Genomic DNA, 13,565 nt, shown 5'->3' on the forward strand with positions numbered 1-13,565 from the left:
AGCGAAACGGGTCGTCACCTCACCGCAGCGGCACCCGCCACGTGAGTTCGGTTCCTCCGCTGAGGCCGGGCAGGAGGGCGCAGCTGCCGCCGCACTGCTCGGCCCGGCGGGCCAGGTTGTCGAGCCCGCTGCGGCGCGTCGTCTCGGGCAGGCCGACGCCGTCGTCGCAGATCCGGATCGTCAGGTGATCGGCGGCGTCGATCGCCACCGTGATCGTCGTCGCGTCCGCATGCCGCAGCGCGTTGCTCAGGCCTTCGCGCAGCACCGCCTCGGCGTGCGGATGGATCCGCGGCGGCACGAGGGTGTCGATGGCGCCGGTGAACTGCACGTTCGGGACCAGCACCGAGCGGGTCGTCAGATCGCCGATCGCGTCGAGCAGCCGTCGCCGCAGGCTCGTGGGGGCCTGTTCGCCGGTGGTCTGCAGGTCGAAGATCGTGGTGCGGATCTCGTGGATCATCCGATCGAGTTGGGACACCGACTTGGTGATCGTGCCCGACGCGGACTCCGGCACGGGCGCGTTCTCGTCGAGCAACAGGCTCTGCAGGCTCATCCCGGTCGCGAACAGTTGCTGGATGACGTTGTCGTGCAGGTCGCGGGCGATGCGGTCGCGGTCGGCCAGCACGTCGAGCTGCCGTCGCCGGTGCTGCTGGTCGGCGAACTCGACGGCCAGCGCGGCCGAGTCGGCCATCGACCCCAGCCGGGTGATCTCGTCGGGCGCCCACCCGAGGCCCTCGCGCGTGACGACGAGCATCCCGGCGACGCCGGACGTCGTGGACAGCGGCAGCGCGGCCACCCGAACGTCGCTGCCGGTGGCGAACGGTGCCACCCGATCCCGCTCGGTGAGCAGCGCGGGCCGTCGACCACGGACCACCGGCAGCAGGCCGGAGTCCGACAGGTCGATCCGGCTGCCCGGCCGCGGGCCGTCGCCGCGGGAGGCCGCCTCGACGATCGCGTCATCCTCGTCCTCGACCACCAACACGTACGCGCCGGTCGCTCCGCACAGATCGCGGGTGCGCGTCACCAGAAGCTCCAGAGCCTCGTCGATGGACCCACCGGAGAGCAGGCGGGCGTTGGACGACGCGAGGGCCGTCAGCCAGCGTTCCCGGGTGCGGGACTCCTCGAACAGGTGGGCGTTGTCGATCGCGACGCCCGCTGATGTGGCGAGGGCGTCGAGGATGGTCTCGTCCTCGTCGGTGAACTCCGGACCGGTCCGCTTCTCGGTGAGGTAGATGCTGCCGAACACCCGCCCCCGCACGATGATCGGCATGCCGAGGAAACTGTCCATCGGCGGATGGTTCGGCGGGAAGCCGACCGACGCCGGGTGCGCGCCCAGGTGTGCGACGCGCACGGGTCGCGGATGCTCCATCAGCAGGCCGAGCAGCCCGTGGCCCTCCGGCAGGTGCCCCATCCGCGCTCGCTCCTCCGCGGTGATGCCCTCGTACACGAACTCGGACAGTCCACCGTCGGGGTCGCGCACGCCCAGCGCGCCGTAGCGCGCATCGAGCAGCGTGGTCGCCGCCTGCACGATCCGCTGCAGGATCGAATCGAGTTCCAGTCCGGCGCCCACCACCAGGACGGCCTCGAGCAGTTCCCGCAGCCTTGCCGGGGTCGCGACGCTGTCGACGAGCCGACTGCGCATGTCGGCGAGTAGTTCCTCCAGGTTGTCGAACTCCCCGAAGCCCCAGTTACCGCCGTTCACCATGCACGCAGCATAGGTGGCGAGGAATTTGTCCGACACGGGTGTAACACGTTGCAGTCGCGCCTCGATGCATTCGGTGAAGTTGTCGTGAGCGAGTTGTGGTGGCTCGCCGGCGACATCACAACTGTCCGGCGTCGATCCTCGGGGGAGGGGGTCGACGCCGGACTCCCTTTCGGCCGCTCTGTGCGGCCCGCCGGGTCAGACCAGGAGGTCGTCCAGCGCGAACGGTGGCGCGCCCACCCCGGTGATCCGGAAGTGACCCCACGGATCCCGCTCGGCGAGGATCGCGTCCACGACGGGCCCGTCCCCGATCCGGAGCGTCGGCACTCCGGCGTCGGGACGTTTCAGGTCGGCGATGCGATCGTCCCCCGCGACCTGCCCGTACCAGTGGTAGTGGCCGTCGAGCGGGTCGAGGTGCCCGGTGAGGTGCACCTCGACGGCCAGTCGCAGCCCGGCGCCCTCGAGAACCGCGGGGCCGCGGAAGTCCTCCTCGTCGCGGTCCTCCGCGGAGCTGAGGTCGAAGTCGTCGACGCCGGGGCGGCGCATGCGCAGCCAGTACGACGCGCTCGACCCGGGCCAGACCGCCCGGTTGCGTCCCGTCCGGTCGAGGTACCAACTGTCGCAGCCACCCGAATTCCACACCGAGCCCGCGAGCTTATGATGGATCCGACGATTGAAGTCCCGCTGGGTGCCGCCGCGCACCTCGATGCGGGTGGCATCGTGGCCGTCCATCAGCTTCAGGCACTCGAGGATGTAGTGCGCCTGTGCCTCGATGACGAAGACGATGGACTGGTTTCCGCCACCCGAGTTGGGGCCCATCATGAGGAAGAAGTTCGGGAAGCCGCTGACGGCGACCCCGAGGTAGGCCTCCATGCCGTCGCGCCACGCCTCCTGGATGCTCAGCCCGCCGCGTCCGACGATGTGTTCGCTCGCGAACCGGTCGGCGATCTCGAACCCGGTCCCGAACACGACGACGTCGGCGTCGTGCTCGGCGCCGTCGTCGGTGCGGATCCCGGTCTCGGTGAACTCCGCGATGCCGGACGTCACCAGGTCGACGTTCTCGCGCTGCAGCGTCGGATAGTAGTTGCTGGACACCAGGATTCGTTTGCAGCCGATCGTGTAGTCCGGGGTGAGGGTCGCGCGCAGCGCAGGGTCGCGGACCTGGTGGCGCAGCAGACTGCGGGCGGCGCGTTCGAGCGCGCCCATCAGCCGCGGGTGCATGAACCCGGCGATCAGCGATTCGTGACTCCAGTAGATCGCGCCGCGGTAGGTCTTCTGCACGCCCGGCACCGTCCGGAACAGGTGCTTCTCGGTGGGGGTGATGGCCCGGTCCAGTTTCGGCAGCACCCAGTGGGCGGTGCGTTGGTAGACGTCCACGTGCGCGGCCTGCTTCGCGATCTCGGGGACGAACTGGACGGCGCTCGCGCCGGTGCCGATCACCGCGATGCGCTTGCCGGTCAGGTCCACCGAGTGATCCCACTCGGCGGAGTGAAAAACGTTTCCCGTGAAGCGATCACGGCCGGGGAACGCGGGGATGCTGGGCTTGTGTAGCGGGCCCGGGCCGGCCGCGACGATGCGCGGTCGGTAGACGTCGCCGGCGGCGGTGCGGACCGCCCAGCGGTCGGTGGCCTCGTCGAAGTCGTAGGCCACGACCGCGGAGTCGAAGCGGATGTGCGGGGCCAGGTCGTAGTCGTCGACGATCCGCCGGATGTAGTCGAGGATCTCGGGTTGGCGGGCGTACATCCGCGTCCACCGCCGGTTCGGGGCGAACGAGAACGAGTACATCAGCGACATCACGTCGCACCCGCACCCGGGGTACGTGTTCTCCCGCCACGTACCGCCCACCTCCGACGCCTTCTCCACGATGACGAAGTCGTCGATTCCCGCCTCCTTCAAGCGGATCGCCATGCACAGCCCCGAGAACCCGGTCCCGACGATCAGGACCCGGGGCGCCGCGACGGTCTTCACAGGAATCCCGCTCGACGCCACATCGCGCGCGAGGGTCGGCGCATCAGGCCGGTCTCCTCGAGGAACGCGGCAAGGTCGGCGAACCCGCGACGCTGGTTCACCCGGAAGTGCGGATTCGCCAGGGCCTGTCGGCGAGCCTCCCGCGGGTCGAGGCCGGCCCGCTTGTACATCGCCGGATTGGTGAACAGTCGCGCGAGCAGCAGTCCGCCGAGTCCCTGGGCCGTACCGACCCAGACCCTGTCGATCCGATGGGTTCCGGCGATCCTCCGGCGCACGCCGGCCCGCGCGAACTGGATGTGTCGGGCCTCCTCGGTGACGTGGATCCGCATGAGCCGGGCGATCAGGGGTTGCAGTTGGGGATCGTCGACGACGCGACGTTGGGTGGCGTCGAAGATCTCCTCGCCGATCAGCGCGGCCACCCACAGCATGGTGCCGCGAAAAGTCTTGGGCAGCACGTTGACTGCGGCCGCCTGATACCAGCGCAGTCGGTAGGGCTTGGCGCCCATCCGTTCGATCGCCCGGCCGAACATGGCCATGTGCCGGCACTCGTCGCCCATCTCGGTGAGCGTGTAGCGGGTGTGCAGCGATCCGGGATCGTTGTGCAGCAGGTGCCGCAGCAGCGCCTGGTTGAGAATGTTCTCGAACCAGATCCCCACGCTGAGGATGTTGGCGGACTCCTGCCGGGACAGTTCGATCCGCTGCGCTTCGCTCATCGAGTCCCACAACGGCGTGCCGTACAGCGACAGCACGTGGGGCGGGAGGAAGTACTTGCCGTCCTCGAGCGGTGCGTCCCAGTCGATGTCCACCACCGGGGCGTACGAGCGCTTGACCGATCCGTTGAGCAGTCGGTCCGCGACCGACTCCCGATCGGGTGGACTCGTCGTCTGCGTCATGACCGTCCCTCCTGGGCGTACCCTGCGGGACTCGCCGCAGGGGCGGGAACGAACGCCGTAGCCGATACGGCGCAGTGTTTGTCGTTTGCCGATATCACCTAAAACGTAAGCGCATCCGCGACGGTCGTCAATGGTGTCTGTGATGCTGCGGAACAGTAATCGCGTCGTGACTGCCCCGGCGCGATCGGCGAGCCGCGCTACTAAACTCCCTGCGGTGAATTCCCGTGCACAAGATCTGAGCCCCACCGCGTTTCGCGAACGCATCCTCGACGCAGCGGAGGCGTGCCTGATCGACGTCGGCTACAGCCCGCGACTGCACGCCCAGATCGCCGAGCGGGCGGGGCTGTCGCGCCCGACGGTCTACAAGTACGTGGGCGACCAGACCGCGATCTTCGAGGCACTGTTCCAGCGCGAGATCACCCGGTTCTTCGCGGTGCTCGATCCGGTGCTGCGCGGGCGCGATCAACTGCACGTCGGATTCGTCGACTGCATCGTCTTCGCGGTGTGTTACGCGCGCCGGCACACGCTGCTGCAGAAGGCACTTCGAGACGATCCGGACATCGTCCTGCCATGGTTCACGGTGTGCGCGAGGCCACTGATCGAGCGAGGCGCCGATTTCCTGGTGCCGCACTTCGAGCGCCTGTTCACCCCGCAGCAGTTCGTGGCGGTGAGTCCCCGCGCGATCTGCGAGTGGGCGTTCCGGTTGGTGGCCTCGCTCATCGTCACCGAGGGAGTCGTCGACACCACGGACGAGGCCGCGGTGCGGGGGTTCGTCGGCGGTCTGCTGTCGATCGCGGTCGTGCCCGCGACCGACGCGCAGGTGGTCTGACTACTTCGCGACCGTCAGCAGGAACGCAACGTCCTCGAGCGCCTCGACGCTGTGTCGCGCCGCAGGCATGATCAGCAGGTCGCCGGCCGACCCCTTCCACGAGTCCTCGCCGCAGATGAGCGCCAGTTTGCCGCTGAGCACCAGCAGCGTGGCCTCGCCGGGGCTGTCGTGCTCGGCCAGGCTCTTGCCGGCGCCGAGCGCGATCACGGTCTGACGCAGGCTGCGTTGATGGCCGCCGTACACGGTCTGCGAACTGCGTCCACTGGACGACGTGGACGCCAGTTTGAGCTGCTGCCGGGCGAGGGCCGTCAATGAGGTCTTGTCCATCAAATGTCACTCCTGGTGACTGCAGGGGCGGTGTCCCCGCAGTATGACCCACCGCGCCGGAGATGACCGGGTTATCGGCCTAACGGTTCGGCCACCGTCCGACAGTGGCCCGTCAGCCGCGGACGTACGTGAGGAACCGGTAGCGCAAACCGGACTTCTCCGAGATGTGCCAGTCTCCGGTGTCTCCGACGACCCACTCGTCGCCGATCTCGGGCGCGAAGGCGTCGCCCTCGATGTCCGCGTCGATCTCGGTCACCGACAGCAGGTCCGCGAACGGCATTGCCGCGGTGTAGATCTGCGTACCGCCCACGACCCAGGCGGTGTCGCCCACGAGCGCGAGGGCCTCTTCGATGCCGTTCGCGGTGTCGGCGCCGGCCGTGGTCCAGCCGCTCTGACGGGTGACGACGATGTTCCGGCGGCCCGGCAGGGGGCGGAACTTCGGCGGGAGCGAGTCCCACGTGAGCCGGCCCATCACCACGGGGTGACCCATGGTGGTGTCCTTGAAATGGGCCATGTCCTCGGGGACGCGCCACGGGATCGTGTTGTCCCGGCCGATCACGCCCGCGGTGGTCTGGCCCCAGATCAGGCCGATCATCAGATCGCCACCGGCGCCTTGATCGCGGGGTGGTGGCGGTAGTCGACGATCTCGACGTCCTCGAAGGTGTAGTCGAAGATCGAGTCGCGCTTGTTCAGCTTCAGCGTCGGGTAGGGGAGCGGCTCCCGGGAGAGCTGCTCGGTGACCTGGTCGACGTGGTTGTCGTAGATGTGGCAGTCGCCGCCGGTCCAGATGAAGTCGCCCACCTCGAGCCCCGTCTGCTGCGCCACCATGTGGGTGAGCAGCGCGTAGCTGGCGATGTTGAACGGCACGCCGAGGAACAGGTCGGCACTGCGCTGGTACAGCTGGCAGCTGAGCTTGCCGTCGGCGACGTAGAACTGGAAGAACGCGTGGCACGGCTGCAGTGCCATCGCGTCGAGGTCCGCGACGTTCCACGCCGAGACGATGATGCGGCGCGAATCCGGATTGGTCTTCAGCGTCTCGATCACCTTGGTGATCTGGTCGATGTGCTCGCCCGACGGGGTGGGCCACGACCGCCACTGCACGCCGTAGACCGGGCCCAGCTCGCCGTCCGCGTCGGCCCACTCGTCCCAGATGGTGACGCCGTGTTCCTGCAGCCACTTGACGTTGGACTCGCCGCGCAGGAACCACAGCAGCTCGTACACGATGGACTTGAGATGCACCTTCTTGGTGGTGATGAGCGGGAAGCCCTCGCCGAGGTCCCAACGCATCTGGTGCCCGAAGACACTGCGCGTACCGGTGCCGGTGCGGTCAGCCTTCGCGGTGCCGGAGTCCATCACCAGGCGCAGAAGATCCTCGTAGGGCGTCGGCACAATCACGGACCCTAGCTTAGGCTGCGCACGATCGACCGTCTTCGGCGGCCGACGATACCGGCTGGGTCCTGTGTGTATCGGGTGCAGCAATGACGATAGCGTGCCCCGCATGCGTGAGCTTCTCGTGATCGGCATCGGTGCCGGCGACCCCGACCAGGTGACGATCCAGGCCGTGAAGGCCATGAACCGGGCCGACGTGTTCTTCGTCATCGGCAAGGGCGACGAGAAGCAGGAGCTGGTGGACCTGCGCACCACCATCCTCGCCGAGCACATGGAGCGCGAGTACCGGATCGTCGACATCGTGGACCCGCCGCGGGACCGGACCCCGTCCGACTACGCCGGCGTAGTCGACGACTGGCACGACCGCCGCGCCGAGGTGTTCGAGGAGAAGTTCGCGGCCGAGGACGGCGTCGGCGCGATCCTGGTGTGGGGCGATCCGTCGCTGTACGACAGCACGCTGCGGATCGTCGAACGCGTCCTGGCGCGCGGCAACGTGCGGTTCGAGTACACCGTGATCCCCGGCGTCACGAGCATCCAGTCGCTGGCCGCGCAGCACCGCATCGTGCTCAACCGGATCGGCGAGCCCGTCCATGTCACCACCGGACGCCGGCTGCGCGAGGGGCTGCCCGACGGCGTCGGGACCGCCGTCGTGATGCTCGACGCGGACTGCAGCTTCACCCACGTCCCGGACCCCGGCAACGAGGTGGAGATCTGGTGGGGTGCGTACCTCGGTCTGCCCGACGAGGTACTGATCTCCGGCAAGCTGCGCGAGGTGGACGACGAGATCGTGCGCGTGCGCGCCGAACTGCGCGAGCGCAAGGGCTGGATCATGGACATCTACCTGATCCGTCGCTGACAGGCCCGCCCACCCCAGGGTGGGATTTCCTCACCCCTACGAGTGTGTGGGTCCACCCTCGGGTTGCTGTTCAGCGGGACGCCGTCGGACGAGGTTGGAAACCGGGAGATTTGGACATCCGACCTTGGAGCGTCACCCTCGCTCCGAGCCCTACACCTGGACGGCGGTGGAGGAGATATGAGGTTTCTCGAAACTGACCGCGGCGTGCTGCAGCGCAGTCTGCCCGGTCTGGACGAGGCGCTGACGCCGATACCGCCGGGCGACCTGGAACGGCGGGGCAGCCCCGGCACCGCGGTGTTCCGGGAGGCCGGTGGGCCGGGCCTCCTCGTGCCCGCCGATCTGGGCGGCATCGGGGCAAGTCCCCTCGAGGCCGTCCGGGTGCAGCGCGCGATCGGCTCGCGGTCACCGTCGCTGGCGGTCGCCACCACGATGCACCACTTCTCGGTGGCGAGCCTCGTTGCGGTGAGCGAGACGAACACCGGTATGGACTGGATGCTGCTGCAGGCCATCGCCGCCGACAGTCTGCTGCTCGCATCCGGCTTCGCGGAAGGGCGCCCGGACGGGCAGATCCTGAAGCCGACCATGACCGCCACCCCCACACCTGACGGCGTCCGGCTGAGCGGGGTCAAGAAGCCATGCAGCCTGTCGCGCTCCATGGATCTGCTGACCGCCAGCGTCATGCTCCCTCGGCCGGACGGCCCGGGAGAACAGCTCGCGGTCGCGCTCATCCCAGCGAAGGACGACGGCGTCTCGGTCAGCTCGTTCTGGTCCAGTTTCGCGCTGGCCGGTGCCGAAAGCGATCAGGTCACCATCGACGACGTGCTGGTTCCGTCGGATCTCGTCGTAACCACGTCGGTGAGCGAGGGCGAACAACTCGACGACATCCAGAATGCCGCCTTCCTGTGGTTCGAACTGCTCATCACCGGTTCCTACGTCGGAGCCGCCAGCGCCCTGGTGGAGTTGGCGCTCGGTTCGGACCGGATCAGCGAATCCGACCGGCTCCGACTGGTCGTCACGTTGGAAGGTGCGATGGCGTCGGTGGAGAACATCGCCCGCCGGATGACCGACGAGCTGAACAGCCGGCAACTGCTCGTGGACGCGCTCCTGGTGCGGTACGCCGTGCAGGATGCGATCGCGGCCGCCGTGCCCCGGGCAGTTGAGCTGCTCGGCGGGATGAATTTCATCACCTCGGACCGGATCGGCTACCTCGCGGCCGCGGTCAACGGACTGGGCTTCCATCCGCCGGCCCGAGCCAAGATGGCCGGCCCGTTGCTGGGTTACTTCGCCGGGAACCCGCTGGCCATCGCGTAGCGCCGATAGCGTTGCCGCGCAGCGTGATTCCCCGGAACTATCGAAGAAATCGAAACGCATCGAAGGGGTGCCGACATGAAGATCGAACAGTTCGATCACGCTTCCCGTCACGGCCCGAAGGGTGGGGTCTTCGCCCCTGATTCCCGATGACCCGGAGCAAGCGAACTCTGCTGCTCACCGGTGGCTCCGGAGTCATCGGCAGGGCCGTGCTCGACGCGATGGCCGAGGACTTCGACATCGTGTGTCTGCGCGGCAGACGCCCGATCGACGACCCACGGGTCAGCGAGTTTGCCGGTGATTTCACGCACCCCACGCTGGGCTTGCCGGCCACGGACTACGCCGCTCTGGTGAACCGGGTCGATGTCGTGCTGCACGGAGCAGCGGTCACCAAATGGAACGTGGATCCGGAGCGCCTCCGGGCGGTCAACGTCCAGGGTCCCGCGTCCATGCTGCGTGTGGCGGCCGACGCCGACGCCCCGCTCTACTACCTGAGTACGGCCTTCGTGATTCGTCAGGCCCCGGCCGACGAGCGTTTCGCCGGACTGGCCGCCTATTTGGAATCCAAGACGGAGGCGGAGGAGTTGATCCGCGCCGGTTCGGTTCCGGCCGTCATCCTCCGGCCGTCGGTGGTGACCGGAGACTCCCGTGACGGTCGAATGGCCGCCTTCCAAGGGTTGCACCGCATGTTGGGTAACGCGGTCAGGGGCAATCTCCCGGTGGTCCCGGGGGAGATCGAATCCCTGGTCGACACAGTTCCCCTGGACATCGTCGTCGAGGCCGTCGGCAAACTGATTCGTGAGGACGTGACCGAGGGCGAGTACTGGCTGACCGCGGGAGATCAAGCACTCACGTTCACCGATATCGCCGAGCTGTGCGAGTACGTGTCCCGGCTCGCCTGGATCGGCGCGGTGCGGCCACGGTTCATGCCCTTCGAGTCCGTCGACCGGTTGTTGTTGCCGCTGTTGGACGACCTGATCTCGGACGGACGACGACGGATGTTCATCGACTTTCTCGAGTCCGTGTGGGTGTTCCAGTCCAGCGATGCCATGCCCAGTGACCTGGACAGGCTGGGATTCGGTGATCGGGCCACCAAGGACGCCCTCACCGAGGCGCTCAGGCGCTCGCTGATCTACTGGGCCCAGGTCAAGAAGCTGTTGCCGGCGGAGCCGCCGGTGGTCGAAAGCGCAGTCCGATGAGCACCGGCATGCTGCTCGATTCCGATGTGCTGACCGACCGATACCGGAGGCACTTCGGCAGCGGCCGGGCGGCGCTCGGGCGGTTGATCGGTGACCTGGTCGAGGTCGAGTCGTCGGGTGCCTGGATCACGGTCGCGGACGGCCGTCGGGTCCTGGACTTCGGTGGCTACGGCGTCTATCTGCTGGGGCATCGTCACCCGGCAGTCGTGGAGGCGGTGTGCGATCAGGTTCGGCGGCACCCGATGGCCTCCCGGGTGTTCTTGGACCCCGTCAGTGCCGGTGCCGCCGCCGCCCTGGCCGAGATCACCCCCGGTGATCTGGACCTGGTGCACTTCGTCAACTCCGGTGCGGAAGCCACCGAGTGCGCGCTGAAGTTGGCTCGCGCGCAAGGCAAGACGGCTGTGATCACAACCCGCGCTGGGTTCCACGGCAAGACGCTCGGCGCGCTGAGCGTCACGGCGAACGGCGTGCTGCAGCAGCCCTTCCGACCGTTGCTTCCGCACATCATGGAGGTCGCCTTCGGCGATCCGGCCGAGCTGGAGGTGGCGTTACGCGCAACCGGCGGCCACGGCTGCTTCATCGTCGAACCGGTGCAGGGGGAGGGCGGCGTGAACGTGCCGCCCCCGGGCTACCTGCGCGACGCCGCCGAATTGTGTCGCCGCTACGAGGCGTTGCTGATTGTGGACGAGGTCCAGACCGGTCTCGGTCGGCTGGGTCGCTGGTGGGGTGTGGACGCCGACGGCGTGGTGCCCGACATGATGTTGGTCGGCAAGGGCCTCTCCGGGGGCGTGATGCCGATTGCCGCGGTGGTGGCCACGCGGGAGTCCTACGAGCCCTTCGCCCGGGACCCCTACCTCCACACCTCCACGTTCGCGGGGTCGCCGGCGGTGTGTGCGGCCGCCCGTGCCGCCATCGGCGTGATCCGCGACGAGGACCTCACGGCTCGCGCAGCAATGCTCGGCGAGCACCTCCTCGCGGGCATCCGGACGGCTGTGGCCCGGTACGGCGGCGGCCGCGTGGCCCACGTGCGTGGCCGCGGGCTGTTGCTGGGCCTCGAGATGGCCTCGAGCGGCCTGGTCGGGGAACTGTTCCTGAACCTTCTGGAACGTGACGTCCTGGCCAACCACTCACTGAATGCGGCCAACGTGCTGCGCTTCACCCCGCCGGCGATCCTGACCACGGACGAGGTCGAACTCTTCCTCCGCGTCCTCGCCGAAGCCCTCGAGGACCTGACCCTCACCTGAACACGATCCTTTGGAGTTCTCATGCGCCACGTAGTCATGCACATCCGCGCCGAGCACGTGCAGCCCGAAGCGGCCTACGCCCGGATCAGCGACTTCGCCCGCTATCCCGAACTGACGGAAACCGTCCTCGCCCTCGAACTCGAACCCGCGCAGGCGGACGGGTCGGTCATCTCCAGTTGGCTGGTCCGGTTCCGCAAGGGCACCTTGCGCTGGACCGAGCGGGACGTGCTCGACCCGATCGCCCGCCGCATCGAATTCGCCCAACTCAGCGGGGACTTCCTGACGATGGAAGGGTCCTGGCAGCTCGACCCGGAGCCGGATCGTGACGGTGTGCTGATCCGCTTCGAGACCCGATTCGACCTCGGGATACCGAGCCTGGCGGAGATCCTCGACCCGGTTGCGGAGTCCACCTTGCGCAGCAACATCGTGCTCATCCTGACAGGCTTGCTCGGTTCCGTGGTCGACGTCGGGCCGCTCAACGAACCTGTCTGACCCCGCCCGGCTGTCGGCGCCGGCGCCTACGCTGAGCGCATGCCCGAACTGCCCGAGGTGGAGGCCCTGGCCCAGTTCCTGCGTGACCATGCCGTGGGGGCGGTGGTCGGTCGCATCGACGTCGCCGCGCTGAGCGTGCTAAAGACGGTCGATCCGCCGATCACGGCGCTGCAGGGCCGCGACGTCACCGGGGCGCGGCGGTTCGGCAAGCACCTCGCGATGGACTGCGACGGGCTGTGGCTGATCACGCACCTGTCCCGCGGTGGCTGGTTGCGCTGGGCCGACAACCCCAGCACGGCGCCGCCGAAGCCGGGGAAGGGCCCGCTGGCGCTGCGGGTGCACTTCTTCACCCCCAACGGCGCGACGCCGGCCTTCGACCTCACCGAGGCCGGTACCAAGAAGCGGCTCGCGGTGTGGGTGGTGACCGACCCGCATCAGGTGCCGGGCATCGCCCGCCTCGGACCCGACGCGCTCGAGGTGGCCCGTCCAGAGTTCGGGGAACTGCTCGCCGGGACGTCGGCCCGGATCAAGACCGCGCTGGTGGACCAGTCCCTGCTCGCGGGAATCGGGAACGCGTACTCCGACGAGATCCTGCATGCCGCCCGGCTGTCGCCGTTCGCGACGGCGTCGAAACTGACGTCCGACGAGGTCGACGCGCTGTACGACGCGATGCGGTCGGAACTGTCCGACGCCGCGGCGCGCTCGGTGGGGCAGGAGGCGGCCCGGCTCAAGGGCGAGAAGCGGGCCGGGATGACGGTGCATGCGCGAACGGGAATGCCGTGCCCGGTGTGCGGCGACACGGTACGCGAGGTGTCGTACGCGGAGCGGTCGTTCCAGTACTGCCCCACATGCCAGACCGGCGGCAAGATCCTCGCCGACCGGCGGATGTCACGACTGCTGAAGTAGCGGCTGCCGGCGGCCGAACACCCAGCCGCGCAGTGCGATGAACCGGAGCCCGCCGACGACGCCGCTCACGGCGATCACCAGCGCGATCGACACCAGGCCGCCGACGTCGGGGAAGAAGAAGTGCAGCAGCGCCAGGGCCAGGGAACTGATGAGCAGGCCTAGCAGGGCCAGCGCGCCGCCCTCCCACTGGGCGGCGAACCAGGGCACCCGGTCGGCGGCGCGGAAGGTGCGGCGTCGATGCAGCTCGTTGGCCAGCACCGTGCTGGTCGCGACACCGACGGCGTTCGCCAACAGCGTCCCGTAGGCGTCGAGAACGAGGAACGACAGCGCGTACAGCATATTGCTGGATCCGCCCACCAGGGCAAACCTGGTGAGCTGGGCGGCCCATCCGTCGCCGCCCAGACGCCTGTCGAGCACGGACATCGAGGTCTCCCACAGCCTGAGATTTGGTTGCA

General features: G+C 68.3%; 14 protein-coding genes. 7 read left to right on the forward strand and 7 right to left on the reverse strand.

What is annotated here, in order from left to right:
• Window positions 1-19: 19 nt before the first annotated feature.
• The 3 genes from HUN07_RS06760 to HUN07_RS06770 form a co-directional block, all read right to left on the reverse strand.
• A complete protein-coding gene (locus HUN07_RS06760) occupies window positions 20-1,702 on the reverse strand; it encodes a sensor histidine kinase (protein ID WP_174908700.1) in 1,683 nt (560 codons plus the stop codon).
• A gap of 195 nt (window positions 1,703-1,897) precedes the next feature.
• Window positions 1,898-3,667 (reverse strand): DUF4873 domain-containing protein, encoded by a 1,770-nt coding sequence (locus tag HUN07_RS06765; protein WP_302675476.1) that lies wholly within the window; start codon window positions 3,665-3,667, stop codon window positions 1,898-1,900.
• The gene (locus HUN07_RS06770) at window positions 3,664-4,560 is read right to left on the reverse strand and encodes an AurF N-oxygenase family protein (protein WP_174908702.1); all 897 of its coding nucleotides are present in this window, start codon (window positions 4,558-4,560) and stop codon (window positions 3,664-3,666) included. The genes HUN07_RS06765 and HUN07_RS06770 overlap by 4 nt, the downstream gene beginning before the upstream one ends.
• 214 nt (window positions 4,561-4,774) lie before the next feature.
• Here HUN07_RS06770 and HUN07_RS06775 point away from each other — a divergent pair, with 214 nt between their 5' ends.
• Window positions 4,775-5,389, forward strand: a complete 615-nt coding sequence (locus HUN07_RS06775; protein WP_254622825.1) for a TetR/AcrR family transcriptional regulator — start codon at window positions 4,775-4,777, stop codon at window positions 5,387-5,389.
• Here the strand turns inward: HUN07_RS06775 and HUN07_RS06780 are convergent, their stop codons facing one another.
• The 3 genes from HUN07_RS06780 to HUN07_RS06790 form a co-directional block, all read right to left on the reverse strand.
• Entirely contained in the window at window positions 5,390-5,716 is a 327-nt protein-coding gene (locus HUN07_RS06780; protein ID WP_114718140.1) for a cupin domain-containing protein, read from the reverse strand.
• Window positions 5,717-5,828: 112 nt separating this feature from the next.
• Window positions 5,829-6,311, reverse strand: a complete 483-nt coding sequence (locus HUN07_RS06785; RefSeq protein WP_174908706.1) for a dihydrofolate reductase — start codon at window positions 6,309-6,311, stop codon at window positions 5,829-5,831.
• Window positions 6,311-7,111, reverse strand: coding sequence for a thymidylate synthase (locus tag HUN07_RS06790; protein ID WP_174908708.1), 801 nt, complete (start codon window positions 7,109-7,111; stop codon window positions 6,311-6,313). The genes HUN07_RS06785 and HUN07_RS06790 overlap by 1 nt, the downstream gene beginning before the upstream one ends.
• Before the next feature lie 103 nt (window positions 7,112-7,214).
• On the opposite strand from HUN07_RS06790, the gene cobF reads away from it, so the two are divergent.
• The 6 genes from cobF to HUN07_RS06820 all read left to right on the forward strand — a co-directional run bounded on the left by cobF (window position 7,215) and on the right by HUN07_RS06820 (window position 13,110).
• Window positions 7,215-7,961: a precorrin-6A synthase (deacetylating) gene (gene cobF, locus HUN07_RS06795; RefSeq protein WP_174908710.1), complete on the forward strand. Its 747-nt coding sequence runs from the start codon at window positions 7,215-7,217 to the stop codon at window positions 7,959-7,961.
• Between the two features lie 177 nt (window positions 7,962-8,138).
• Window positions 8,139-9,272, forward strand: coding sequence for an acyl-CoA dehydrogenase family protein (locus tag HUN07_RS06800; RefSeq protein ID WP_174908712.1), 1,134 nt, complete (start codon window positions 8,139-8,141; stop codon window positions 9,270-9,272).
• Window positions 9,273-9,418: 146 nt separating this feature from the next.
• Window positions 9,419-10,468, forward strand: coding sequence for an SDR family oxidoreductase (locus HUN07_RS06805; protein ID WP_174908714.1), 1,050 nt, complete (start codon window positions 9,419-9,421; stop codon window positions 10,466-10,468).
• Entirely contained in the window at window positions 10,465-11,712 is a 1,248-nt protein-coding gene (locus HUN07_RS06810) for an aspartate aminotransferase family protein (RefSeq protein ID WP_254622826.1), read from the forward strand. Before HUN07_RS06805 ends, HUN07_RS06810 begins: the two co-directional genes overlap by 4 nt.
• Window positions 11,713-11,733: 21 nt before the next feature.
• Window positions 11,734-12,204, forward strand: coding sequence for an SRPBCC family protein (locus tag HUN07_RS06815; protein ID WP_174908716.1), 471 nt, complete (start codon window positions 11,734-11,736; stop codon window positions 12,202-12,204).
• 39 nt (window positions 12,205-12,243) lie between these two features.
• Window positions 12,244-13,110, forward strand: coding sequence for an Fpg/Nei family DNA glycosylase (locus HUN07_RS06820; RefSeq protein ID WP_174908717.1), 867 nt, complete (start codon window positions 12,244-12,246; stop codon window positions 13,108-13,110).
• Here the strand turns inward: HUN07_RS06820 and HUN07_RS06825 are convergent.
• On the reverse strand, window positions 13,093-13,533 hold the full coding sequence (locus HUN07_RS06825) for a GtrA family protein (RefSeq protein WP_174908719.1): 441 nt from the start codon (window positions 13,531-13,533) through the stop codon (window positions 13,093-13,095). The genes HUN07_RS06820 and HUN07_RS06825 overlap by 18 nt on opposite strands.
• Between the last annotated feature and the right edge of the window lie 32 nt (window positions 13,534-13,565).

The sequence above is a fragment of the Rhodococcus sp. W8901 genome, assembly GCF_013348805.1.
Lineage (GTDB): Bacteria > Actinomycetota > Actinomycetes > Mycobacteriales > Mycobacteriaceae > Prescottella.

Bases quoted from the DNA above. Each gene is read 5' to 3' on its own strand.
- HUN07_RS06800 (WP_174908712.1), top strand. From the start codon at position 8,139: ATGAGGTTTCTCGAAACTGACCGCGGCGTGCTGCAGCGCAGTCTGCCC.
- HUN07_RS06785 (WP_174908706.1), bottom strand. From the start codon at position 6,311: ATGATCGGCCTGATCTGGGGCCAGACCACCGCGGGCGTGATCGGCCGG.
- HUN07_RS06780 (WP_114718140.1), bottom strand. From the start codon at position 5,716: ATGGACAAGACCTCATTGACGGCCCTCGCCCGGCAGCAGCTCAAACTG.
- HUN07_RS06770 (WP_174908702.1), bottom strand. From the start codon at position 4,560: ATGACGCAGACGACGAGTCCACCCGATCGGGAGTCGGTCGCGGACCGA.
- HUN07_RS06760 (WP_174908700.1), bottom strand. From the start codon at position 1,702: ATGGTGAACGGCGGTAACTGGGGCTTCGGGGAGTTCGACAACCTGGAG.
- HUN07_RS06825 (WP_174908719.1), bottom strand. From the start codon at position 13,533: ATGTCCGTGCTCGACAGGCGTCTGGGCGGCGACGGATGGGCCGCCCAG.
- HUN07_RS06810 (WP_254622826.1), top strand. From the start codon at position 10,465: ATGAGCACCGGCATGCTGCTCGATTCCGATGTGCTGACCGACCGATAC.
- HUN07_RS06815 (WP_174908716.1), top strand. From the start codon at position 11,734: ATGCGCCACGTAGTCATGCACATCCGCGCCGAGCACGTGCAGCCCGAA.
- HUN07_RS06805 (WP_174908714.1), top strand. From the start codon at position 9,419: ATGACCCGGAGCAAGCGAACTCTGCTGCTCACCGGTGGCTCCGGAGTC.
- cobF (WP_174908710.1), top strand. From the start codon at position 7,215: ATGCGTGAGCTTCTCGTGATCGGCATCGGTGCCGGCGACCCCGACCAG.
- HUN07_RS06820 (WP_174908717.1), top strand. From the start codon at position 12,244: ATGCCCGAACTGCCCGAGGTGGAGGCCCTGGCCCAGTTCCTGCGTGAC.